Source organism: Streptomyces sp. NPDC096132 (genome assembly GCF_044763345.1).
Taxonomy (GTDB): Bacteria; Actinomycetota; Actinomycetes; order Streptomycetales; family Streptomycetaceae; genus Streptomyces.
Genome location: NZ_JBIWGA010000004.1, coordinates 536,271 through 559,527, shown reverse-complemented (window position 1 = coordinate 559,527; position 23,257 = coordinate 536,271). Strand labels below are relative to the sequence as shown.

At 72.8% G+C, this 23,257-nt stretch carries 20 protein-coding genes and 1 pseudogene; 16 read left to right on the top strand and 5 right to left on the bottom strand.

Annotated elements, in window-relative coordinates; genetic code table 11:
* Window positions 1–67 precede the first annotated feature (67 nt).
* From ACIRF9_RS13080 to ACIRF9_RS13050, 7 genes and pseudogenes are all read left to right on the top strand, one after another.
* The gene (locus ACIRF9_RS13080) at window positions 68–907 is read left to right on the top strand and encodes a helix-turn-helix domain-containing protein (RefSeq protein WP_403819883.1); all 840 of its coding nucleotides are present in this window, start codon (window positions 68–70) and stop codon (window positions 905–907) included.
* 92 nt (window positions 908–999) lie between these two features.
* Window positions 1,000–2,469 (top strand): 30S ribosomal protein S12 methylthiotransferase RimO, encoded by a 1,470-nt coding sequence (rimO, locus tag ACIRF9_RS13075; protein ID WP_403819881.1) that lies wholly within the window; start codon window positions 1,000–1,002, stop codon window positions 2,467–2,469.
* The gene (gene pgsA, locus ACIRF9_RS13070; RefSeq protein ID WP_403819878.1) at window positions 2,466–3,272 is read left to right on the top strand and encodes a CDP-diacylglycerol--glycerol-3-phosphate 3-phosphatidyltransferase; all 807 of its coding nucleotides are present in this window, start codon (window positions 2,466–2,468) and stop codon (window positions 3,270–3,272) included. Before rimO ends, pgsA begins: the two co-directional genes overlap by 4 nt.
* Window positions 3,269–3,814 (top strand): CinA family protein, encoded by a 546-nt coding sequence (locus ACIRF9_RS13065; RefSeq protein ID WP_403819876.1) that lies wholly within the window; start codon window positions 3,269–3,271, stop codon window positions 3,812–3,814. The genes pgsA and ACIRF9_RS13065 overlap by 4 nt, the downstream gene beginning before the upstream one ends.
* Window positions 3,815–3,923: 109 nt before the next feature.
* Entirely contained in the window at window positions 3,924–4,304 is a 381-nt protein-coding gene (locus ACIRF9_RS13060; RefSeq protein WP_015657463.1) for a helix-turn-helix domain-containing protein, read from the top strand.
* A 179-nt stretch (window positions 4,305–4,483) separates the two neighbouring features.
* Complete coding sequence (locus ACIRF9_RS13055) at window positions 4,484–4,954, top strand: Dps family protein (RefSeq protein WP_403819873.1); 471 nt, start codon at window positions 4,484–4,486, stop codon at window positions 4,952–4,954.
* Window positions 4,955–5,014: 60 nt separating this feature from the next.
* Window positions 5,015–5,227 (top strand): annotated as a pseudogene (locus ACIRF9_RS13050) (hypothetical protein); the annotation flags it as partial.
* A gap of 196 nt (window positions 5,228–5,423) precedes the next feature.
* Here ACIRF9_RS13050 and ACIRF9_RS13045 read toward each other — a convergent pair.
* From ACIRF9_RS13045 to ACIRF9_RS13035, 3 genes are all read right to left on the bottom strand, one after another.
* Entirely contained in the window at window positions 5,424–6,188 is a 765-nt protein-coding gene (locus ACIRF9_RS13045) for an SDR family NAD(P)-dependent oxidoreductase (protein ID WP_403819870.1), read from the bottom strand.
* A gap of 54 nt (window positions 6,189–6,242) precedes the next feature.
* On the bottom strand, window positions 6,243–7,088 hold the full coding sequence (locus tag ACIRF9_RS13040; protein WP_403819868.1) for a DNA-formamidopyrimidine glycosylase family protein: 846 nt from the start codon (window positions 7,086–7,088) through the stop codon (window positions 6,243–6,245).
* A 75-nt stretch (window positions 7,089–7,163) separates the two neighbouring features.
* Window positions 7,164–12,095, bottom strand: coding sequence for an ATP-dependent helicase (locus ACIRF9_RS13035; protein ID WP_403819865.1), 4,932 nt, complete (start codon window positions 12,093–12,095; stop codon window positions 7,164–7,166).
* A 149-nt stretch (window positions 12,096–12,244) separates the two neighbouring features.
* Between ACIRF9_RS13035 and ACIRF9_RS13030 the strand changes: the two genes are divergently transcribed.
* From ACIRF9_RS13030 to ACIRF9_RS13020, 3 genes are read left to right on the top strand one after another with little or no spacing between them, the layout of a single operon-like run.
* Window positions 12,245–13,204 (top strand): AraC family transcriptional regulator, encoded by a 960-nt coding sequence (locus ACIRF9_RS13030; RefSeq protein WP_403819862.1) that lies wholly within the window; start codon window positions 12,245–12,247, stop codon window positions 13,202–13,204.
* The gene (locus ACIRF9_RS13025) at window positions 13,114–13,827 is read left to right on the top strand and encodes an AzlC family ABC transporter permease (RefSeq protein WP_403819859.1); all 714 of its coding nucleotides are present in this window, start codon (window positions 13,114–13,116) and stop codon (window positions 13,825–13,827) included. The genes ACIRF9_RS13030 and ACIRF9_RS13025 overlap by 91 nt, the downstream gene beginning before the upstream one ends.
* The gene (locus ACIRF9_RS13020; RefSeq protein WP_403819856.1) at window positions 13,827–14,135 is read left to right on the top strand and encodes an AzlD domain-containing protein; all 309 of its coding nucleotides are present in this window, start codon (window positions 13,827–13,829) and stop codon (window positions 14,133–14,135) included. Before ACIRF9_RS13025 ends, ACIRF9_RS13020 begins: the two co-directional genes overlap by 1 nt.
* A 27-nt stretch (window positions 14,136–14,162) precedes the next feature.
* Here ACIRF9_RS13020 and ACIRF9_RS13015 read toward each other — a convergent pair whose 3' ends face one another.
* Window positions 14,163–15,107 (bottom strand): hypothetical protein, encoded by a 945-nt coding sequence (locus tag ACIRF9_RS13015; RefSeq protein WP_403819853.1) that lies wholly within the window; start codon window positions 15,105–15,107, stop codon window positions 14,163–14,165.
* A 79-nt stretch (window positions 15,108–15,186) separates the two neighbouring features.
* Between ACIRF9_RS13015 and ACIRF9_RS13010 the strand changes: the two genes are divergently transcribed.
* Together ACIRF9_RS13010 and ACIRF9_RS13005 are read left to right on the top strand one after the other, a co-directional pair.
* Window positions 15,187–15,381, top strand: coding sequence for a DUF3046 domain-containing protein (locus ACIRF9_RS13010; RefSeq protein ID WP_403819850.1), 195 nt, complete (start codon window positions 15,187–15,189; stop codon window positions 15,379–15,381).
* 60 nt (window positions 15,382–15,441) lie between these two features.
* Window positions 15,442–16,725 (top strand): AI-2E family transporter, encoded by a 1,284-nt coding sequence (locus tag ACIRF9_RS13005; RefSeq protein ID WP_403819847.1) that lies wholly within the window; start codon window positions 15,442–15,444, stop codon window positions 16,723–16,725.
* 42 nt (window positions 16,726–16,767) lie between these two features.
* Here the strand turns inward: ACIRF9_RS13005 and ACIRF9_RS13000 are convergent, their stop codons facing one another.
* The gene (locus ACIRF9_RS13000) at window positions 16,768–17,547 is read right to left on the bottom strand and encodes a hypothetical protein (protein WP_403819844.1); all 780 of its coding nucleotides are present in this window, start codon (window positions 17,545–17,547) and stop codon (window positions 16,768–16,770) included.
* A gap of 342 nt (window positions 17,548–17,889) precedes the next feature.
* On the opposite strand from ACIRF9_RS13000, the gene recA reads away from it, so the two are divergent.
* The 4 genes from recA to ACIRF9_RS12980 all read left to right on the top strand — a co-directional run bounded on the left by recA (window position 17,890) and on the right by ACIRF9_RS12980 (window position 23,233).
* Window positions 17,890–19,017 carry a recombinase RecA gene (gene recA, locus ACIRF9_RS12995; RefSeq protein ID WP_403819842.1) on the top strand — a complete coding sequence of 376 codons (1,128 nt, stop codon included), beginning with the start codon at window positions 17,890–17,892 and terminating at the stop codon, window positions 19,015–19,017.
* Window positions 19,018–19,020: 3 nt separating this feature from the next.
* Complete coding sequence (gene recX, locus ACIRF9_RS12990) at window positions 19,021–19,899, top strand: recombination regulator RecX (protein WP_403819839.1); 879 nt, start codon at window positions 19,021–19,023, stop codon at window positions 19,897–19,899.
* Between the two features lie 113 nt (window positions 19,900–20,012).
* Window positions 20,013–20,696 carry an ArsR/SmtB family transcription factor gene (locus ACIRF9_RS12985; RefSeq protein WP_403819836.1) on the top strand — a complete coding sequence of 228 codons (684 nt, stop codon included), beginning with the start codon at window positions 20,013–20,015 and terminating at the stop codon, window positions 20,694–20,696.
* Window positions 20,693–23,233 carry an FtsX-like permease family protein gene (locus tag ACIRF9_RS12980; protein WP_403819833.1) on the top strand — a complete coding sequence of 847 codons (2,541 nt, stop codon included), beginning with the start codon at window positions 20,693–20,695 and terminating at the stop codon, window positions 23,231–23,233. The genes ACIRF9_RS12985 and ACIRF9_RS12980 overlap by 4 nt, the downstream gene beginning before the upstream one ends.
* The last annotated feature ends 24 nt before the right edge of the window (window positions 23,234–23,257 follow it).

Below are 23,257 nucleotides of genomic sequence, written 5' to 3'. Positions count from 1 at the left end.
CTCCCTTTGGCACCCCCCCTAGACTGAACCTCCAGCACAGGTGGCTACACGCTCGAAAGGCGCCCCCGTGTCCATCGGCAACTCCCCTGAAGACGAGCGTCCGTTCGAAGACCCGTCCGAGGAAGCCCCCTTCTCCATCGGTCGTGCCCTGCGCCAGGCGCGCATCACCGCCGGGCTGACCGTCGACGACGTCAGTACCGCCACCCGGGTCCGCATCGCCATCATCCATGCCATCGAGTCGGACGACTTCGCCCCCTGCGGCGGAGACGTCTACGCGCGCGGGCACATCCGAACCCTGGCCCGGGCCGTGCGCCTCGACCCCGGCCGGCTGATCGAACAGTACGACGCCGACCACGGCGGCCGTCCGGCGCCGACCGCGGCCGCGCCGCTGTTCGAGGCGGAACGCATCCGCCCCGAGCGGCGGGGACCGAACTGGACGGCGGCGATGGTCGCCGCGATCGTGGCCGTGGTCGGCTTCGTCGGCTTCACCGCGTTCAAGGGCGGCGACGAGGGCGGGTCCAAGGAGGCGGTCGCCGAGGGCACCACGCCCGCGGCCAGCGCCACCGCCTCGCCCACACCCAAGACCGACAAGTCCACCGACACCGAGCCCGAGCCCTCCGACAGCGCCATCGCGGCCGCGCCCCAGGACAAGGTGACCGTCAAGGTCAGCGCGACCGACGGCCGCAGCTGGATCTCCGCCAAGGACCACAACGGCCGGCTGCTGTTCGACGGACTCCTCAAGCAGGGCGACTCCAAGACCTTCCAGGACAGCGAGAAGATCAACCTCGTCCTCGGCGACGCCGGGGCGATCGACCTGTTCGTCAACGGCAAGAAGATCGACGACAACTTCCAGCCGGGCGCGGTGGAACGCCTGACGTACACCAAGGGCGATCCGCAGGCCGGCTAGAGCTTGAGAGATACGTGTGAATCGACGGGGTTGGCCATGATCGCCAACCCCGTCGACGTTCGTTGTCGGTGGGACAAAGTAGTCTTGAGCCCATGCCTGAACGCCGTACCGTCGCACTCGTCACTCTTGGCTGCGCCCGTAACGAGGTGGACTCGGAGGAGCTCGCAGGCCGCTTGGAGGCGGACGGCTGGCAACTCGTGGAGGACGCCGAGGACGCGGACGTCGCCGTGGTCAACACCTGTGGCTTCGTCGAAGCCGCCAAGAAGGACTCCGTCGACGCCCTCCTGGAGGCCAACGATCTCAAGGGGCACGGCAGAACCCAGGCCGTTGTGGCGGTGGGCTGCATGGCCGAGCGGTACGGCAAGGAACTCGCCGAGGCCCTCCCCGAAGCCGACGGAGTGCTCGGCTTCGACGACTACGCGAACATCTCCGACCGCCTCCAGACCATCCTGAACGGCGGCATCCACGCCTCCCACACCCCGCGCGACCGGCGCAAGCTGCTGCCGATCAGCCCGGCGGAGCGGCAGTCGGCGACCGAGGTGGCCCTGCCCGGGCACGGCGCCCCCGTGGACCTCCCGGAGGGCCTGGCCCCGCAGTCCGGCCCCCGTGCGCCCCTGCGCCGCCGCCTCGACGGCTCCCCGGTCGCCTCGGTGAAGCTCGCCTCCGGCTGCGACCGGCGCTGCTCCTTCTGCGCCATCCCGTCCTTCCGCGGCTCCTTCATCTCGCGCCGGCCGAGCGACGTGCTCAACGAGACGCGGTGGCTGGCCGAGCAGGGCGTCAAGGAGATCATGCTGGTCTCCGAGAACAACACCTCCTACGGCAAGGACCTGGGCGACATCCGTCTGCTGGAGTCCCTGCTGCCCGAGCTCGCGGAGGTCGACGGCCTCGAGCGGGTGCGGGTCAGCTACCTCCAGCCCGCCGAGATGCGGCCGGGGCTCATCGACGTCCTGACGTCCACGCCCAAGGTCACCCCCTACTTCGACCTGTCCTTCCAGCACTCCGCGCCCGGCGTGCTGCGCGCGATGCGCCGCTTCGGCGACACCGACCGGTTCCTGGAACTGCTCGACACCATCCGCGGCAAGGCACCTCAGGCGGGTGTGCGCTCCAACTTCATCGTGGGCTTCCCCGGCGAGTCCGAGGCCGACCTGGCCGAGCTGGAGCGGTTCCTGAACGGCGCGCGGCTGGACGCCATCGGGGTCTTCGGCTACTCCGACGAGGAGGGCACCGAGGCCGCCACGTACGACGACAAGCTCGACGAGGACGTCGTCGCCGAGCGGCTGGCCCGGGTCTCGCGGCTCGCCGAGGAACTCGTCTCGCAGCGCGCCGAGGAGCGTCTGGGCGAGACGGTGCACGTGCTCGTGGAGTCCGTGGACGAGGACGGCGTGTACGGCCGCGGGGCGCACCAGGCGCCGGAGACCGACGGGCAGGTGCTGCTCACATCGGGCGAAGGTCTGAGCGTCGGTCGTATGGTCGAGGCGAAGGTGGTCGGCACCGAAGGTGTCGACCTGGTGGCCGAGCCTCTGCAGGGCTCGTTCGGGTGTAGTGAGGAGGCGGGCAGATGACGGGTGTTCCGGCATCGGCTGCCGGCGGCTCCTCGCAGGCGAAAGGGGTCGGCGCCGCGGACGTGTCCGCCGCCGGGCCCGGCGCCGTCGACCCGTCTGCCGCTGTCGGCCCCGCCACTGCCGCCGGCGGCTCCCCGGACGTCGGCGACGCCGAGGCACAGGGTGCCGCGGGCCGCGGGCCGCGCGGCGGGAAGCTGGCCGCCGCGGCCGTCAACCAGGCGAGCGTCTGGAACATCGCCAATCTGCTGACGATGCTCCGGCTGATCCTGGTGCCCGGCTTCGTCGCGCTGATGCTGGCCGACGGCGGCTACGACCCGGCGTGGCGGTCGCTCGCCTGGGCGGCCTTCGCCATCGCCATGATCACCGACCTGTTCGACGGACACCTGGCGCGGACCTACAACCTCGTCACCGACTTCGGGAAGATCGCCGATCCCATCGCCGACAAGGCGATCATGGGAGCGGCGCTGATCTGTCTCTCCGCGCTCGGCGATCTGCCGTGGTGGGTGACGATCGTGATCCTCGGCCGGGAACTCGGCATCACCCTGATGCGTTTCCTGGTCATCCGGTACGGCGTCATCCCCGCGAGCCGGGGCGGCAAGCTCAAGACGCTCACGCAGGGCGTGGCCGTCGGGATGTACGTCCTGGCGCTGACGGGGTGGCTGGCCACCCTGAGGTGGTGGGTGATGGCGGCCGCGGTCGTCCTGACCGTGGTGACCGGGCTCGACTATGTGAGACAGGCCATTGTGCTGCGCCGGCAGGGAATCGCCGAGCGCCGGGCCGCGTCGGAGGAGACGGAAGCGTGAATTCCCCGGCCACCGACGTGGTGCGACTACTCACGGTGAAGGGCGAGACGCTCGCTGTGGCCGAGTCGCTGACCGGTGGCCTGGTTGCGGCGGAGATCACATCGGTGCCCGGCGCCTCCAAGGTCTTCCGCGGCTCGGTCACGGCCTACGCGACCGAGCTGAAGCGGGAGCTGCTCGCCGTGGACGCGGGTCTGCTGGCCGCGCATGGCGCGGTGGATCCGCAGGTCGCGGCCCAGATGGCGGCCGGAGTGCGCAAGGCGCTGGGCGCCGACTGGGGCATCGCGACGACCGGTGTCGCCGGCCCCGATCCACAGGACGGGCAGCCCGTCGGCACGGTCTTCGTGGCCGTGGACGGCCCGTTCGGACCGGAATCCGGTTCCGCCCCTGGCGGAAAAGTGGAGGGCCTGCGGTTGAACGGCGACCGTGCGGAAATTCGTAGAGAGAGTGTACGGAGCGTGCTCGCACTGCTTCTGACAGAGCTTGTGGGCGAACACACCGGGAATGAGCGGGCACAGGATACGGAACAGAACGGGGGGTTTTGATGTTTGCAGCCCTGAGTGAACACGACATCGCTCCCCGCACGGCCGCAGCGCAAGGCGGTACGGTGGGGCGTGAAGGATGCGGCTACGCGGTCCGAGGAGGGAGCCACCGATGATTCTGCTCCGTCGCCTGCTGGGTGACGTGCTGCGTCGGCAGCGCCAGCGCCAGGGCCGTACTCTGCGCGAAGTCTCCTCGTCCGCCCGAGTCTCACTCGGCTATCTCTCCGAGGTGGAGCGGGGGCAGAAGGAGGCTTCCTCCGAGCTGCTCTCCGCGATCTGCGACGCGCTGGACGTACGGATGTCCGAGCTCATGCGGGAAGTGAGCGACGAGCTCGCCCTCGCCGAGCTGGCCCAGTCTGCTGCGGCCACCCCCAGTGAGCCTGTGCCCACGTCGGTTCGTCCGATGCTGGGTTCCGTGTCGGTGACCGGTGTGCCGCCGGAGCGGGTGACCATCAAGGCGCCCGCCGAGGCGGTGGACGTGGTCGCCGCGTGAGGTTCCGCCTGCGGGCGTGTCCGTAGGGACACGCGCTCAGGCACTGTGTGAGGCCCCGGCCGGGGCTTCTCCGGGGAGACCCGGAGGAGTGCGGTCGGGGTTTTTCGCGTCCGTTTGCCGGTGAGGGGACCTGCGGTCATCGTGGAGGGCATGGCGGTCGCCGCACACCGGAGGTAGCGATGTACGTCGTGAAGAGCCCGCTGGCCGACGCCGATCTGAAGACCGTCGCCGAGGCATTGCAGGGAGCGCTCGTCGATCTGATCGACCTGTCGCTGGTGGCCAAGCAGGTCCACTGGAACGTCGTCGGGCCGCGGTTCCGGTCCGTCCACCTTCAGCTCGACGAGGTCGTGGACGTCGCGCGCGCCCACTCCGACACCGTGGCGGAGCGTGCCTCCGCGCTGGGCGTCTCTCCCGACGGCCGAGCGGCCACGGTGGCGGGCGGCAGCGGGATCGGCGCGGTGGCGGAGGGCTGGGTCAAGGACTCCGACGCCGTGGGCGCGCTCGTGGCCGCGCTGGGCGCGGCGATCACCCGGATGCGGGACCGGGTGGCGGCGACGGGGGAGGCGGATCCCGTCAGCCAGGACATCTTCATCGGAATCACCGCCGACCTGGAGAAGCACCACTGGATGTTCCAGGCGGAGAACACGTGACGTGCGGACGGGTCGTGCGGGTCGGCATGGGCTTTTCGGCGGCGGGCCGGTGGTGAAGCCGTGGCGCGCCGCATAGCGCGCCGCGGGGCGCTGCTCGGGCTCGCCGCCGTGTGGTGGTGGGCCGCGCTGAGACTGGCCGTGGCGCCCGGCGCCGGGGCCCTGGAGGGGGCGATCGCCGCCGGCGGCTGGGGGCTGAGCCTGCTGCCGGTGCACTGCGTGGCCAAGACGGGGGCGGTGGGGGCGGTTGGGGCGGGGCGGTGGAGGGTGGCTTGGGCGGGGCCTGGGGCGGATTTCGGGGCGGGGTCCGAGGTGGCTTCGGGGGTGGTGCCTGAGGCAGGGCGCGAGGCGGCTTCGGAGGCGGGGTCCGAGAGGGCCGCTGGGTTGGGGCCCGAGGCGGCTGGCCGGGCGATGCCCGAGGCGGCTTCCGGGGTGGCGCCTGGGGAGGGAGGTGGTCGGGAGGTGGGTGTGGTTACCAGGGCATGGCTACGCCGCCGTTCGGGCGGAGGATCTGGCCTGTTGTGAAGGCTGATGCGTCGGAGGCCAGGTGGAGTACCGCGTGGGCGATGTCCTCCGGTTCGCCGACGCGGCGCAGGGGCGCCATGCGGGCCATGAGCGCCTCGGTGTGCGCCTGTGCGCCGACGTCGTGGCGGTCGGTCATGGGGGTGCGGATCCAGCCCGGAGCGACGGCGTTGACCCGGATGCCGTATCGGCCCACCTCGGTCGCCAGGGTCTTCGTCAGCTGGACCACGGCCGCCTTGGCGGCGCCGTAGCAGAGCAGGCCGGGGCCACCGGTGTCCACGGCGCCCGAGGCCATGGTGACGATGCTGCCGCCGGTGTCGCGCGCGATCATCAGACGGGCGGCCTCCTGGCAGGCGTACAGCACACCCTTGAAGTTGACGGCCAGGACCCGGTCGAGGTCCTCGTCCCGGGTCTCCAGGACGGGGCTGCTGTGCATGATCCCGGCGACGGCCGCCAGCACGTCCAGGCGCTCACAGGACTCGACGGCCCGGCGGACCTGGGCGCGGTCGGTGACGTCGAGGTGGTGGGTGCGGGCGGTGCCACCCCGGTCCTTGATCAGCGTCGCCGTCTCGTGCAGCCCCTGCGCGTCCCGGTCGGCGCCGTGCACGGTGGCGCCGGCCTGGGCGAGCAGGACGGCGCAGGCGCGGCCTATCCCGCTGGCGGCGCCGGTGACGAACGCGGTGCGTCCGGTGAGGTCGTACGCCTTCACGGCCATGAGGGGACGGTACGAGGGTTTCTGACGGTGCGTCAATTGGTCGTACGGCGCTCGTCAACTGGTCGTACGGCGGTAACGCTCACGCCAGCGCTGCGGAGAACCCGGCGCCGGGGCGGGCCCCGACTGGCAGGTGGGGCACCAGTACGTGGGGCGCTCCTGCGATCCGTCGCCCTGGTCGGCCACCCGGATCTGTGTGTGGCAGCGCAGGCAGGGGCGGGGAGCGCGGCCGTAGACGAACAGGTCCTGGTTGCGCAGGCCCGTGGTCTGGCGGACGACGCGGTCGCGGTTCACTTCCAGCAGTCGCCGGGCGAGGCCGGGCAGCTTCGCGGCGCGGTCGTCGGGGAGCGCGCCGACGGGGAGCCATGGGGTGACGCCGAGCAGGAAGCAGAGCTCGCTCTTGTAGACATTGCCGATGCCGGCGAGGTTGCGCTGGTCGAGGAGCGCCTCACCCAGGGGGCGCGCGGGGTCGGCGAGGAGGTTCGCCAGGGCGAGGTCGGCGTCCCAGTCCGGGCCGAGGAGATCGGGGCCGAGATGGCCGACGACACTCTCCTCGTCCTTGGTGCGCAGCAGGTGGATGACGGGGAGTCGGTAGCCGACCGCCGAGCGGTCGTCCGTGCCCAGAACCACCCGGATCTGGTGCGCCGGGCCCCCGGTCCAGCGCTCGCCGTGGCCGAAGACCTTCCACGTGCCTTCCATGCGCAGATGCGTGTGCAGGGTCAGGCCGCCCTCGACGCGGGTCAGCAGGTGCTTGCCGCGCGGGATCGTGTTCAGGACGTGCCGCCCGGTGAGGTCCACGGTGGCGTACTTGGGCACCCGGAAGTCGCTGCGTGTCAGCACCTGACCCGCGAGCGCGCCGTGCAGCCGTTTCGCGGCCTGCCAGACCGTGTCACCTTCGGGCATGGGTCAAGGGTGGCACGGGGGTGCGTGGCATGAGGGCGGGTGGCGTGGGGGTTGCTTCCGGCGTTCGTCTGCTTGTCATGCGCGCAGCCGCAGGCCCCGTGGGGTCGCGATGAAGCCTGCTCCTTCCAGGAGGACGCCTATGGGGGACGTCAGTGCCGAGGCGCCGTTGATCCGCTCCACCGTGACCGTGCCGAGGGAGCCTGCGCGGGCGGCCAGGGCGAGGGCCTCCGCCGCGTCCCGCAGACGGGGATCGTCGGTGGGGGTGCTCTCCGCGTCCGGGGTGGAGGGCCAGGCCAGCAGTGTCTTGCCGCCGCGCTCCATGTAGAGCGTCAGCTCGCCGTCGACGAGCACCACCAGGGAGCCCGCCTTGCGGCCCGGCTTGTGCCCGGCGCCCGTCGGCGGCTCGGGCCAGGCCAGGGCGGCGCCGTACGCGTTCGCCGGGTCGGCGGCCGCGAGGACGACCGCGCGGGAGGCGGGGGAAGGGGCGCGGCGGCGGTTGGGGGTGGCCGGACCGTACGAGGAGGCCGTGTTGTGGCTGCTGTGGGGGAAGCCGTCGCCGCCGCCGCGGGGGCCGCCCGCGCCCGGGGAGGAGAAGTCGTGCGGGGATGTGTACTCGCCCGGCGCCGCGAACGGGTCGTCGGGGAACGGGGTGTCCCACTGCGCGTCCGGAGCCGGGAAGCCGTCGGTGAACGCGTCGGTGAAGGCGTCCGGAGCGGCGCTCTGTACGCCGTTCTGCGTGCCGGCCGGGCCGGGCAGGGGCTGGCCGCGGTCGCGGGCGTTGGCCACCGCGCGCAGGCGGTCCACGGCACCGTCCATCGCGAACTGCGCGGCGCCGAGGCCCTCGACGACGTAGCCGCGCCGGGCCTGGCCGCTCTCCTCGAAGACGGACAGGATGCGGTACGTCGCCGAGAAGCCGCCCTCGACGCCCTCGGCCGCGACCGCGCCCCGGGTCACCACGCCGTGCCGGTCGAGCAGTGTGCGGGCGAGCGCGTGGGCCCGGACGGTGGGGTCGGGCTCGTGGGCCGGGAGGAGGGACCAGCGGCCGGCGACGGTCGGGGGGCCGCTGCGGGAGGCGGGGCGGGCGGCGGCCGTCAGGGAGCCGTAGCGGCCCCGGGGGATCGTGCGTTTGGCGCGATGGGCGGTGGAGCCGGCTGTGCGGCCCGAGCCCAGCAGGGAGCGCATCGGGGCGAGGGTGTCGTTGGTCAGGAGGCCGGACCAGGCCAGGTCCCAGACGATGTCGGCGAGTTGCGGATCCGTGGCGTCGGGATGGGTGGTGGCGCGGACCTGGTCGGCGATCTGGCGGAAGAACAGACCGTAGCCCCCGGACAGGGCGTCCAGGACGGACTGGTGCAGTGCCGTCGGCTCCAGGGGGTGGGGAGGGGGCAGGAGCAGCGGAGCCGCGTCCGCCAGGTACAGGGAGACCCAGCCGTCCTTGCCGGGGAGCGCGCCCGCGCCCGCCCAGACGATCTCTCCGGCGGCCGTGAGCTCGTCGAGCATGGCCGGGTTGTAGTCCGTGACACGGGAGGGCAGGACGAGCTTCTCCAGGGCCGAGGCGGGGACGGAGGAGCCCTGGAGCTGCTCGACGGCGCGCACCAGGCCGTCGACCCCGCGCAGGGAGTGGCCCTTGCCGATGTGCTGCCACTGGGGCAGGAACTGGGCGAGGGCGGGCGGCGGCACCGGTTCGAGCTCGTGCCGCAGGGCGGCCAGGGAGCGGCGGCGCAGCCTGCGCAGGACCGTGGCGTCACACCACTCCTGGCCGATGCCGGCCGGGTGGAACTCGCCCTGGACGACGCGTCCGCTCGCCGCGAGCCGCTGCAGGGCGCCCTCGGTGACCGCCACGCCCAGGCCGAAACGGGCGGCCGCGGCGGCCGAGGTGAACGGGCCGTGGGTGCGGGCGAACCGGGCGAGGAGGTCGCCGAGGGGGTCCTTCACCGGCTCGGTGAAGGCCTCCGGGACGCCGACCGGGAGCGCTGTGCCGAGCGCGTCGCGCAGACGGCCCGCGTCCTCGACGGCCGCCCAGTGGTCGGCGCCGGCGATGCGGACGCGGATGGCGCGGCGAGCCGAGGCCAGTTCCCGCGCCCAGTGTGGTTCGGAGCCCCGCTCCGCCAGTTCGGCGTCGGTGAGCGGGCCGAGGAGTCGGAGGAGGTCGGCGACGCTTTCGGTGTCTTTCGCGCGGCGGTCCTCGGTGAGCCATTGCAGTTCCTGTTCGAGCTCGGTGAGGACCTCGGCGTCGAGCAGTTCGCGCAGCTCCGCCTGGCCGAGCAGCTCGGCCAGCAGCCGCGAGTCCAGCGAGAGGGCGGCGGCGCGGCGCTCGGCGAGCGGTGAGTCACCCTCGTACAGGAACTGGGCGACGTACCCGAAGAGGAGCGACCGGGCGAAGGGCGACGGTTCGGGCGTGGTGACCTCGACCAGGCGGACCTTGCGGGACTCCAGGTCGCCCATCAGCTCGGTGAGGCCGGGGACGTCGAAGACGTCCTGGAGGCACTCGCGGACCGCCTCCAGGACGATCGGGAACGAGCCGAACTCGCTCGCCACCTGGAGCAGCTGCGCGGCCCGCTGACGCTGCTGCCACAGCGGGGTGCGCTTGCCGGGGTTGCGGCGCGGCAGCAGCAGCGCGCGGGCGGCGCACTCGCGGAAGCGGGACGCGAACAGGGCGGAGCCGCCGACCTGGTCGGTGACGATCTGGTCGACCTCGCCCTTGTCGAAGACGACGTCCGCCGCGCCCACAGGAGCTTGCTCGGCGTCGTACTCCGTGCCCGTCTTCACCGGATCCCGGTCGAGGAGGTCCAGGCTCATCAGATCGGCGTCCGGCAGGCGCAGGACGATGCCGTCGTCGGCGTGCATGACCTGGGCGTCCATGCCGTACCGCTCGGAGAGCTTCGCGCCGAGCGCGAGCGCCCACGGGGCGTGGACCTGGGCGCCGAAGGGGGAGTGGACGACGACCCGCCAGTCGCCGAGTTCGTCGCGGAAGCGCTCCACGACGATCGTGCGGTCGTCGGGGACGTGACCGCAGGCCTGGCGTTGTTCGTCCAGGTAGGAGAGCACGTTGTCGGCCGCCCAGGCGTCCAGGCCCGCGGTGAGCAGGCGGAGCCGGGCGTCGTCCTTGGGCAGGGAGCCGACCTCGCGCAGGAAGGCGCCCACCGCGCGGCCCAGCTCCAGTGGACGGCCCAGCTGGTCGCCCTTCCAGAACGGGAGACGGCCCGGGACGCCGGGGGCGGGCGAGACCAGGACGCGGTCGCGGGTGATGTCCTCGATGCGCCAGGAGCTGGTGCCGAGCGTGAAGACATCGCCCACGCGCGACTCGTAGACCATCTCCTCGTCGAGTTCGCCGACCCGGCCTCCGCCCTTCTTGGGGTCGGAGCCGGCGAGGAAGACGCCGAACAGGCCGCGGTCGGGGATCGTGCCGCCGGAGGTGACCGCGAGGCGCTGGGCGCCGGGGCGGCCCGTGACCGTGCCGGCGACGCGGTCCCACACCACGCGCGGGCGCAGCTCGGCGAACGCGTCGGAGGGATAGCGGCCCGCGAGCATGTCCAGGGTGGCCATGAAGGCGGACTCGGGCAGGGACGCGAACGGGGCGGCCCGGCGGACCGTGGCGAGGAGGTCGTCCACCTGCCAGGTGTCCAGGGCGGTCATGGCCACGAGCTGCTGCGCCAGCACGTCCAGGGGGTTGGCGGGGATCTTCAGGGACTCGATGGAGCCCGTGCGCATGCGCTCGGTGACCACGGCCGCCTGGACCAGGTCGCCGCGGTACTTGGGGAAGACCACGCCTGTGGAGACCGCCCCCACCTGGTGGCCGGCGCGGCCGACGCGCTGGAGGCCGGAGGCCACGGAGGGCGGGGACTCGACCTGGACCACCAGGTCCACCGCGCCCATGTCGATGCCCAGTTCCAGGCTGGAGGTGGCGACCACCGCGGGCAGGCGGCCCGCCTTGAGGTCCTCCTCGACCAGGGCGCGCTGCTCCTTGGAGACCGAGCCGTGGTGGGCGCGCGCGATGACGGGCGGGGCGCCCTGGGCCGCTCCTGAACCGCCCATGAGTTCGGCCGGGGCGTGGTGCTCGTCGAGGGGCAGGCCGGTGGCGCGTTCGTAGGCGATCTCGTTCAGGCGGTTGCACAGGCGCTCGGCCAGGCGGCGGGAGTTCGCGAAGACGATCGTGGAGTGGTGGGCCTGGATCAGGTCCGCGATGCGTTCCTCGACGTGGGGCCAGATCGACGGGCGTTCCGCTCCTTCGGAGCCGTCGGCCACCGGGGAGGCGCCCAGCTCGGCCAGGTCCTCCACGGGGACGACGACCGACAGGTCGAATTCCTTGCCCGACTTCGGCTGGACGATCTCCACCTTGCGGTGGGGGGAGAGATAGCGGGCGACCTCGTCGACCGGCCGGACGGTCGCGGAGAGACCGATGCGGCGGGCCGGCTTGGGGAGGAGCTCGTCGAGCCGCTCCAGGGTGAGGGCCAGGTGGGCGCCGCGCTTGGTGCCGGCTACGGCATGGACCTCGTCCAGGATGACCGTCTCGATGCCCGTCAGCGCGTCGCGGGTGGCCGACGTCAGCATCAGGAACAGGGACTCGGGGGTGGTGATCAGGATGTCCGGCGGGCGGGTGGAGAGCGCGCGGCGCTCGGCGGGCGGGGTGTCGCCGGAGCGGATGCCCACCTTGACCTCGGGCTCCGGCAGGCCCAGGCGGACGGACTCCTGGCGGATGCCGGTGAGGGGGCTGCGGAGGTTGCGCTCCACGTCGACGGCCAGGGCCTTGAGCGGGGAGACGTAGAGGACGCGGCAGCGCTTCTTGGGGTCGGCGGGCGGGGGAGTGGAGGTGAGCTGGTCCAGGGCGGCGAGGAACGCGGCGAGGGTCTTGCCGGAGCCGGTGGGGGCCACGACGAGCACGTCCGAGCCCGCGGCGATGGCCTGCCACGCGCCTGCCTGGGCCGCGGTGGGCGCGGAGAACGCCCCCGTGAACCAGCCGCGGGTCGCGGGGGAGAAGCCGTCCAGGGCTCGATGCGTGGAGCTCGCCATGCGTCCATCGTGCACCCCGCCACTGACAATCGGCTCTGAGCTGCGGTGACGGCTCCGGCGCCCGCTGTTTCGGCAGCTCGGGGCCGGGGGGTGTGCACGGAGACACGGGGTGTCGGGGAGCCGTCGGCCCCGTCACGGACAATGGGGGTGTGGCGGGTTCTCGTTCCGGTGAGCTGGCACGGCACTGGCAGTACGCCGAGTTGCCGGGCGTGGATCTGCTGCGGGCGCGGTACGTGCGGAAGACGTTCGTGCGGCACACCCATGAGCACTTCGTGATCGCCGCCATCGCCGAGGGCGTGGAGGTCTTCCACCACGGAAGCGGCGACCAGTACGCGGGGGCCGGGGCGCTGGCCCTGGTCAATCCGGACACCCCGCACACCGGGCGGGCCGGGGTGCCCGAGGGGTGGCGGTACGGGGCGGTGTATCCCTCGCCGGAGGTCGTGGCCGCGATCGCCGCCGAGACGACGGAGCTGCGCGGCACTCCGGGATTCGTCAGGCCCGTGCTCGACGACCCGTACACCGTGGGGCTGGTGCACCAGGTGCTGCGGGCCGCCGACGAGGGCAACGCGCTGGCCGCCGACACACTGCTGCGGGTGGCGGTCACGCGGCTGCTCCGGCTGAACGGCGGCTCGCTGCCGCAGCGGGAGGTGCGCACCGCCGGGGCGCGGATGGCGGCACGCGCGCGTGAGGTGCTGGAGGGGCGGATGGCCGATCCGCCGACGCTGGAGCGGCTCGCCGGGGACCTGGGGACCAGCCCGTTCGCGCTGCTGAGGGCATTCCGTGGGGCGTACGGAATGCCGCCTCACACCTGGCTGACCGACGCGCGCGTGCGGCGGGCGCGACGGCTCCTGGACGCGGGGACGGCGCCCGCCGAGGCGGCCGTCGCGGTGGGGTTCACCGACCAGCCCCACCTCAACCGGCACTTCGCCCGGATCGTGGGCGTCCCGCCCGGTGCCTACCAGCGCGAGCGCAAGAACGTACAAGACGCGCGCGTGCCCTCCCTCCTACCGTCCGAGGCGTGCAGGAACGTATCGCTCTCTCAGACATCCGCGCCGGAAGGCCGGACTCCGCCGTCGTCCGGGACGCCCTCGGAGTCGGGGTCGCCGTAGGACTGTCCGGGTTCGCCTTCGGCGTGACCTCGGCGGGCAGTGGGCTCACGGTGTGGCAGACATGCGCGCTCAGTCTGCTGGTGTTCACCGGCGCGTCCCAGTTCGCCCTGGTCGGGGCCCTGGCGGCGGGCGGCAACCCGCTCACGGCGGCCGCCGGCGCCTTCTTCCTGGGGGTGCGCAACGCGTTCTACGGTCTGCGGCTGTCCCAGGTGCTGGCCCTCCCGCGCGCGGTGCGCCCGTTCGCGGCGCAATGGGTGATCGACGAGACGGCGGCCGTCTCGCTGGCGCAGAGCGGGCGGCGCGGGGCGCGGATCGGCTTCGCCGTCACCGGGGTGAGCCTGTACGTGCTGTGGAATCTCACCACCCTGCTGGGGGCCCTGGGGGCCGAGGCCATCGGGGACACGGACGCGTGGGGGCTCGACGCGGCGGGCCCGGCGGTCTTCCTGGCGCTGCTCGCGCCCATGGTGAGGACCGGCACCGAGCGGGCCGTCGCCGGGCTCGCCGTCCTGCTGGGGCTCGGCATGCTGCCGGTGCTGCCGGCCGGAGTGCCCGTGCTGGTGGGCGCGCTGGCCGCGCCCGTCGTGCTGTACGCCGAGGGGCGCCGGCGGAAGGAGCGTGCGTGATGGGTGTCTGGATCGCCATCGGCGCCACCGCTGTCGGGTGCTACCTCGTCAAGCTCGCCGGCCTGCTCGTGCCCGCGGGGGCCTTGGAGCGGCCCCTCGTCCGCCGGCTCGCGGCCCTGCTTCCCGTGGCCCTGCTGGCCGCTCTCACGGCCCAGCAGACCTTCGCCGACGGGCACGCGCTCGTCCTCGACGCACGGGCCGCGGGGCTTGCCGCGGCCGCCGTCGCGCTGGTGCTCCGGGCGCCCTTCCTGCTCGTCGTGGCGGCGGCCGTGGTGGTCACGGCGGGGGTGCGGGCCCTCGGAGGGTGACGGGCCCTCGCACGGTGGCTCCTCAGCTCACCCGATCGTCCGGCCGTGGGCCCGCAGAGTGCGCAGGGCCTCGATCGTCACCAAGGGGCGTGCCTCCAGGACGGGAGCCGGTGCCCACTGGCGCCAACGGATCGGCCAGCCGCCGTCCTCCTCCTGCTCGCCCGCGAGGAAGTCCAGGGAGCGTGCCATCTCGTCGTCCGTGAACCACGCGCGCGCGAGGGAATGCGGAGTGCGCGCGTAGTCGTGCGGGAAGTGGTGCTCGCCCGGGGCGTAGCCGGGCGCGACCGGGTACGCGTCCAGGTGGTCCGGGTCCAGCGCGGCGAGGTGGTGGGCGCGCACCAGGCGGCCCAGACGGTCGGCGGCCGCCTCCGCGCGCGGGCGGTCGGGGGCGGCGTCCAGGAAGGCGACGGCGGCCTCGATCTCGTACGGATGGGACCGCTCCAGGGAGTCGATCGCCTGCCAGCAGAAGTCCGTGGCCCGGAAGAGCCAGGCGTGCCACACGTCGTTGCGGTGCAGCAGGCCCACCACCGGGGCCGTGGCCAGCAGATCGCTGGGAGGGTCGTCCACGATCGGCACGAAGGGAGCGGCGGGGTATCCGCGCTGGCCGGGATCGATCGCCGGGAGTGCGCCGTCGGCGGTGGAGACGGAGGTGAGGTAGCGGCACACCCGCTCCACGCGCTGACCGCCGAGCCGGCCGACGGAGTCCAGTACGCGCAGGGCGCGGGCGGTGTGCAGCGGCTGGCTCACGGGCCCCCGCAGGTCGGGTTCCAGCGCATGGCCGTACCCGCCGTCCTCATTGCGGTAGGCGTCGAGCGCCGCCTCGACGGGATCGGCGCCGCCGTGCAGGAAGTCGTACGCGAAGAGGCGCTGCTCCAGCACGCGCGCGGTGAGCCAGACGAAGTGCTCGGCGCGGAAGAGCGGTGAGCGCGACGAGGGCGTCGGGGGGAGTGGGGATGCTCCGGTTTCGGCCATGTCTCAGACCGTAGGACGGAAAGCGTTCTCGGCAGGCGGTCACGGCGGGGGCCACCCCCGGGGGCGGGATACTGGAGTCATGCGGTTGACGGTCTTCTGGCAGCGGATGGACGAGCACTTCGGCGCGGGCTACGCCGACACCTTCGCGCGTGATCACGTGATGACGGAACTCGGCGGGCGCACCGTGCACGAGGCGCTGGCGGACGGCTGGGAGGCCAAGGACGTGTGGCGCGTGGTGTGCGCGGTGATGAACGTTCCGCAGGAGATGCGCTGATCCACAGGGAAGATCACCCGGGGCTCCCGGATTGTCGGTGGCGTAGGCGAGACTTGAGCCGTGACATCCACTGACGAGACCGGGCAGGCAGCCCGGCACGCATCACCGTCCGGCACGACGCCGCCGAACCGGCCGCCGGCCGACGGCGCCGTGGCCGCGGGCGAGCGCATGCCGCGCTGGCTCCCGCGCGCGATGGTGCTCGCGCTCGCCCTCGTCGGTGCGTTCCAACTGGGCACCTGGGCCTTTCACCAGCTCCTCGGCCTGCTGGTCAACATCCTCATCGCGTTCTTCCTGGCCCTCGCCGTGGAACCCGCGGTGAGCCGGATGGCCGCCCGCGGGATACGCAGGGGGTTCGCGACCTTCCTGGTCTTCTTCGGCCTGCTGATCGTGGTCGCCGGTTTCTTCACGCTGCTCGGCTCGATGCTCGCGGGGCAGATCATCAAGATGATCGAGGGCTTCCCGGAGTACCTCGACTCCGTGATCAACTGGGTCAACACGACGTTCCACACCGATCTCCGCCGTGTGGACATCCAGGAGGGCCTGCTCCACTCGGACTGGCTGAAGAAGTACGCGCAGAACAGCGCCGCCGGTGTCCTGGACGTCTCCACCCAGGTCCTGGGCGGCCTCTTCCAGCTGCTGACGATCGCCCTGTTCTCGTTCTACTTCGCCGCCGACGGACCGCGTCTGCGCCGCGCCCTGTGCTCCGTGCTGCCGCCCGCCAAGCAGACCGAGGTGCTGCGCGCGTGGGAGATCGCCGTCGACAAGACCGGCGGGTACCTGTACTCACGCGGGCTGATGGCACTGATCTCGGGAGCCGCGCACTACGTGCTCCTGCAAGCGCTCGGCATCCCGTACGCGCCCGTGCTCGCCGTGTGGGTGGGCGTGGTCTCGCAGTTCATCCCCACCATCGGCACCTATCTCGCGGGTGCCCTGCCCATGCTGATCGCCTTCACGGTCTCCCCGTTGTACGCGGTGTGGGTGCTGGTCTTCGTCGTGGTCTACCAGCAGTTCGAGAACTACATGCTCCAGCCCAAGCTGACCTCGAAGACCGTCGACATCCACCCCGCGGTCGCCTTCGGTTCGGTCATCGCCGGCACCGCCCTCCTCGGCGCCGTCGGAGCCCTGATCTCCATCCCGGCCGTCGCCACCCTCCAGGCGTTCCTGGGCGCGTACGTGAAGCGCTACGACGTCACCGACGACCCCCGCGTCCACGGCCACCGCCGCCGTGGTGGGGGCTCGCGTCTGCTCACGCGCGCGCGAGGCCTCTGGGCGAGGGCGCAACAGCAGCGGGGGAGCCGGTCGGGGAGCGGGGCGGAGGACCGGCCGGGCAACGAGTCGGACTGAGGGCCGGCGCCCCGCCTTGCGCTCGTCCTCCGGGAGCGCGCCTCAGTACGTGACGATCGCCCACACCCCGGCCGCGGCGACCGCCGCCGCGTAGCAGCCCACGGCCGCGGCCACGATCCACCGGCGCACCGTCGCGCTCCAGGGCGTGCGGGACAGCAGCCAGGCCAGCGCGGGCAGGACCAGGACGGCGTGCAGGCTGATCCCGTGCAGGGGCTTGAGGGAGGCCGTCGAGTGGTACGCCGCCTCCTGGTGGCCGGTCCGGGTGAGCACCACGCCGCGCGCGATCATCGCCGCACTCGAGGCGAGCGCGACCAGGAGGATCGCGAAACCGGAGCGGACGGCGAGCGCCATACCGGCCGGACCCGCCGGCCGGTACCGGAAGGACAGCACGGCGAACACGGTAAGCAGCACCACCAGGACACCGCCGCCGACCGCGAGCGTCATGGACACCGCCGTGTCGAAGGGCGTCTCCATGTCCAGGTGCAAGGGCACTCCCCGCCACGCCTGGAGGGTGATGCCCCCGACCTCCACGACACAGTCGGCGGTGAACACCCCCAGGAGCGCGGTGCGCAGCCGTGGTCCGACGCGCAGGTACGACGTGACCCGGACGACGGCGAGGAGCGTCACGCCGAAGGAGAGTCCGAAGGTCACCGGCTTGCGCCAGGAGACGGGCCCGTTCCACGGACCGCCGTCGACGGCGAACACCCCCAGGTGGACGAGGCCGGAGAGGATCAGCAGCAGAGCGGTCGCCTCGTAGAGGCGGTGCCGCAGGGGCGGGCGCGCAGAGCCGGTGGTGGCGGCGGTCTTCTTCTCGTCGGCCATGCACCGAGCCTCGCGGCCGCGCCGGACGCCGTCGTCGTCCGGCCGAAGACACCCGTCGTACGTCAGGGGAAGTAGCGGGACGGGGGCCTGCCGGGCGCTGGGTGCCGGCACGTGCGTGCCGCGTGGTGCCTGTCGGGTGCCGCGTGGTGCGCTTGACACGAAAATCGAACATCCATTCTTATGGAGGCTCCGGCGAGGCTCGCGACGGGGGTTACGTCCCGGTTTAGGCAGGGAAGTACCCGAGTTATCCACAGGCTGGACCGGCGTCGGGGCGCATTGTCAGTGGCAGGCGTTAGCGTCTTTGACGTGAAGCGATCGACTCAAGCAAACCGGGTGGAACCCATGGCAGGAACCGACCGCGAGAAGGCCCTTGATGCCGCACTCGCACAGATTGAACGACAATTCGGCAAGGGCGCGGTCATGCGCATGGGCGAGCGGTCGAGGGAGCCCATCGAGGTCATCCCGACCGGGTCGACCGCGCTCGACGTGGCCCTCGGCGTCGGCGGACTGCCGCGCGGCCGTGTCGTGGAGATCTACGGACCGGAATCCTCCGGTAAGACCACGCTGACCCTGCACGCCGTGGCCAACGCCCAGAAGGCCGGCGGTCAGGTCGCCTTCGTGGACGCGGAGCACGCCCTCGACCCCGAGTACGCGCGCAAGCTCGGCGTCGACATCGACAACCTGATCCTCTCCCAGCCCGACAACGGCGAGCAGGCCCTGGAGATCGTGGACATGCTGGTCCGCTCCGGTGCCCTCGACCTGATCGTCATCGACTCCGTCGCCGCGCTCGTCCCGCGCGCGGAGATCGAGGGCGAGATGGGCGACAGCCACGTCGGTCTGCAGGCCCGTCTGATGAGCCAGGCGCTGCGGAAGATCACCAGCGCGCTCAACCAGTCCAAGACCACCGCGATCTTCATCAACCAGCTCCGCGAGAAGATCGGCGTGATGTTCGGCTCCCCGGAGACCACGACCGGTGGCCGCGCGCTGAAGTTCTACGCCTCGGTGCGTATCGACATCCGCCGCATCGAGACCCTGAAGGACGGCACCGAGGCGGTCGGCAACCGCACCCGCTGCAAGGTCGTCAAGAACAAGGTCGCGCCGCCGTTCAAGCAGGCCGAGTTCGACATCCTCTACGGCCAGGGCATCAGCCGCGAGGGCGGTCTGATCGACATGGGCGTGGAGCACGGCTTCGTCCGCAAGGCCGGCGCCTGGTACACGTACGAGGGCGACCAGCTCGGCCAGGGCAAGGAGAACGCCCGTAACTTCCTGAAGGACAACCCCGATCTCGCCAACGAGATCGAGAAGAAGATCAAGGAGAAGCTGGGCGTGGGCGTGCGCCCGGAGGAGCCCGCCGCCGAGCCGGGCGCGGACGCCGCGGCCGCCCCGGGCACGCCGGCGGACGACGCCAAGACGGTTCCGGCCCCCGCCGCCAAGACCGCCAAGACCAAGGCCGCGACCGCCAAGAGCTGATCCGTGACACGACGAACGGACTGGGCCGAGTACGACGCCCACCCCGGCGCCCTCCGGGAGCCGGGGGGCGGGGACCATGACGGCCCCGCCCGAGGCGGCGACCGGCCGGACGGCGGACGCCACCGAGGGGCCGACGCCCCGTACGGCCGTGGCGTCGATGCCTACGGCGAGGCCGACGGCCGGTACGGCGCGGACGGTGGCCCGTACGGCGGTGACGGCGCGGGCGGTGACGGTCCGTACCGTGACGGCCGGGCGACCGGACGCGGCGGGGGCGGCGGCCCGCGTGGCGGGCGGGGGCGCCGCCGCCGTGGCTTCGGAGAACCGTCCGCCGAGGACGGAGGCACTTCCTCCTCGTCGAGGGCCGAGAAGGGGGAGCCTTCAGGGGACCCGGCTGAGCGGGCGCGGGCGATCTGTCTGCGCCTGCTCACCGGGACCCCGCGCACGCGAAAACAGCTCGCCGACGCCCTGCGCAAGCGCGAGATCCCGGACGACGTGGCCGAGGAGGTGCTCTCGCGGTTCGAGGAGGTCGGGCTGATCAACGACAGCGCCTTCGCGGACGCCTGGGTGGAGTCCCGCCACCACGGGCGCGGACTGGCCCGGCGCGCACTCGCACAGGAGCTGCGGACCAAGGGGGTCGACTCGGCGCTGATCGACGAGGCCGTCGCCCAGCTCGACTCCGAGCGGGAGGAGGAGACCGCGCGCGATCTCGTCGCCCGCAAACTGCGCTCGACCCGCGGTCTCGACCGCGACAAACGCCTCCGCCGACTCGCGGGCATGCTCGCCCGCAAGGGCTACTCCGAGGGCATGGCCCTGCGGGTGGTCCGGCAAGCGCTGGAGGAGGAGGGCGAGGACACGGAGTTCCTCACGGAGGACGGGGGCTGACTCCTCCGTGGACGCGGAGAGCGCCGGTCGTCCCAGGGGTGGGGACAACCCCCCGTTGAGGACGCCGGGCCGCCTCAGTGCACAGGGGCCTGTGCACAGACGACTGTGTACGCATGCCCCGAACACCCCAGGAAGCCGGTGGCGGTGAGCCCCCGCAGGCGGGCCACGCGGCGGCGGTGCCCGTCGAACTCGGCGATCTCGCCGCGTTCAAGGCGCTCGCCCAGCCGCGGCGTCAGCGCATGCTGGAGCACCTCACCCTCTACGGGCCCGCCACCTCGGCGACACTCGCCCGTGCCCTCGGCCTGAACACCGGCTCCACCAGCTACCACCTGCGCGAACTGGCCAGGTACGGCTTCGTCGAGGAGCTGGACGGGCCGCCGCGAGGGGACCGGAGCGCGGAACCGTCCGCTCATCGGGAGCGCTGGTGGCGAGCCGTCCCCGGTGACCGGCGCTTCCCACCGCGCAGCCGGCAGAGCCCCGAGATGCGGCACGTCATGGACGAGCTGAACCATCATGCCTACGCCGCCGACCTGGACCTCTTCGAGCGGCTCCAGCGGGACGCGGCCGACGGCGACCCCTGGGCCGACGCCTTCCCCCACTCGCGCGGCACGATCCGGCTCACGCTGCCCGAACTCCGGGAGCTCTTCGAGGAGTACATCGCGCTCCTCAACCGCTACAAGCGCCCCGAGGCCGAGACCCCGCCCGGCGCACGCACCGTCCTCACCCGCTTCCTCGCCCACCCCGCGCCCGACCACCACAACCGCGCACACAACAGAAGAGAGACCGGTCCGTCATGATGCTGCGCTACGCCCTGAAGACCGTCCGCGCCCGCAAGGCGGGCTTCCTCGGCGCCTTCCTCGCCCTCATGTGCGCGGCCGCCCTGATCACCGCGTGCGGCACCCTGCTCGAGACGGGGCTGCGCGGCACCATCCGCACCGAACGTTATGCGGCCGCCCCGGTCGTGGTCTCCGCCGACCAGAACGTCCACCGGACGACCATCAAGCACAAGAAGGGCAAGACCAAGGTCAAGCACAAGGCCAAGCCCATCGCCGAGCGGGCCTGGCTCCCGGCCGGCCTCGGGGAGTCCCTCGCCGACCTACCGGGCACCGCCCGCGTCCTCCCCGAACTCACCTTCCTCGCCGAGCCGTTGTCGACCCCCGACCGCGCGGCGGCCGGAGACGGCAGGCCCGCCTACGGGCACGCCTGGGACTCCGCCGCGCTGACGCCGTACCGGCTCACGGCCGGCACCGCCCCCGAGAAGGCGACCGACGTCGTCGTCGACCGCGACCTCGCCGAGCGCGCCCACCTCGCCCCCGGCGACCGGCTCACCGTCCAGTCGACGCAGGCCCCGCGCACCTACCGGGTCTCCGGCGTCGCCGCTCCCGCCACGGACGTACGCCACCAGACCGCCCTCTTCTTCTCCGCCGAGGAGGCCCGACGCCTCGCCGCGCACCCCGGCAAGGTCACCGCCTTCGGGGTGCTGCCGAAGACGGGCACCGACCCGGAGCGGCTGCGGCAGACCGTGGCCGAGGCCCTGCACGGCACCGGTGCGCAGGTCAGCACCGGTGACGCCCGCGGCCCGGTCGAGTTCCTGGACGCCGCCGCGGCGCGCACCAAGCTCGTCAGCATGGGCGGCGCGATGGGCGGGACCTCGCTGCTGGTGGCGGTCCTCGTGGTCGTCGGGACCTTCGCGCTCTCCGGCCAGCAGCGCCACCGTGAACTCGCCCTCCTGCGTGCCGTCGCCGCCACCTCCGGGCAGATCCGCAGGCTCCTCGGGCGGGAGGCCCTGATCGTCGGAGCGATCGCCGGTACGGCCGGGGCCTGCCTGGGTCTTCCCCTGGGCGACTGGCTGCACGGCAGGTTCGTCGCCCTGGGCGCGGTGCCCGCCACGCTCCAGCACACCGTCAGTGTCTTCCCGCCGTTCGCCGCCCTCGCCGCGACCCTGTTCGGCGCCTGGGCCGCCGCGCGGATCGCCTCCCGCCGGGTCGCCCGGATCCGCCCCGCCGAGGCACTCGCCGAGGCCCGGACCGAACGCACCCGACCCGCCTGGGGCCGCCTCCTCGCCGGTCTGCTGCTGCTCGCCGGCGGGGCCGTCCTCGTCGCCGTGCTCAGCGTCCTGCGGACCGAGCCCGCGTCGACGCCCGTCACCTTCCTCGCCGTCGTCGTGCTGTCCACCTCCGTCGCCCTGCTCGGGCCGCTCCTGGTCAAGGCGGCCGCGCTGTTCCTCGCGGGCCCGCTGCGGCTGACCGGCCACAGTGGCAGGCTCGCCACCGCCAACCTCCGCGGCAACGCCGCTCGCATGGCCTCCGTCGTCACCCCGCTCACCCTGCTCGTCGGCATGACCTGCACGGTGCTGTTCGTGCAGCCCACCCTTGGCGACTCGGCCCGCGCCCAGGCCCGCGAGGGCGTCCGCGCCGACTGGGTCGTCGCCTCCCAGGGGCCCGGCGTCCCGGCCGAGGCGGCGCGCCGGCTCCGTACCGGACCGGACGTCGTCACCGAAGTCGTCCGTAGCACCGTCCGGGTGGGCCTCGACAAGTACGCGGCGCAGGGCGTCACCCCGGCCGGACTCGCCCGCACCTGGGACCCGGACGTCACCGCCGGCACCCTCGCCGGGCTCACCGAGGACACCGTCGCCCTCAGCGAACTGGCCGCGGACCAGCTCCACCTGAAGCCCGGCAGCACCCTGAGGCTCACGCTCGGCGACGGCACGCCCGCCACCCTCACCGTCGCCGCCGTCTACGCCAGGGGCCTCGGCTTCGGAGACCTCACCTTCGCGCACGACCTCCTCGCCCGCCACGTCGACAACCCGCTCTCCTCCTCCCTCCTCGTCAGCACGGACCGTACACAGACACAACTCGCGACTACGCTCCGTGAGTTCCCGGGACTCGCGGTGATCTCCCCGGCCGCCGCCGACTCGCTCCAGGCCGAGCGGCAGCAGGCGAACGCCGAGGTCAACCTCCTCGCGATGGGACTCGTCCTGGCCTTCACGGCGATCGCCGTGGTGAACACGCTGGCGATGTCGGTCTCCGAACGCGTCCGGGAGTTCGCGCTGCTGCGGCTCGCGGGGGCGACCCGCCGCCAGGTGCTGCGCATGCTGCGCACCGAGGCCCTGTCGGTGCTGCTTCTGGCCACCGCCCTCGGCAGCGGCATCGCGCTGGCGGTCCTCACCGCGTTCAGCGTGGGCATGACCGGTCGCGCGGCACCGGCGGTCACCCCGCTGGTGTACGCCGTCGTGGTCGCGGGAGCCGGACTCCTCGCGCTCGTCGCCACCTCCGTTCCCGGCCGGGTCGCCCTGCGGGTCCCCGCGGTGACGGTGGCCACGGCCAAGGAATGACCGGCACGACACGATCGGCCGTCC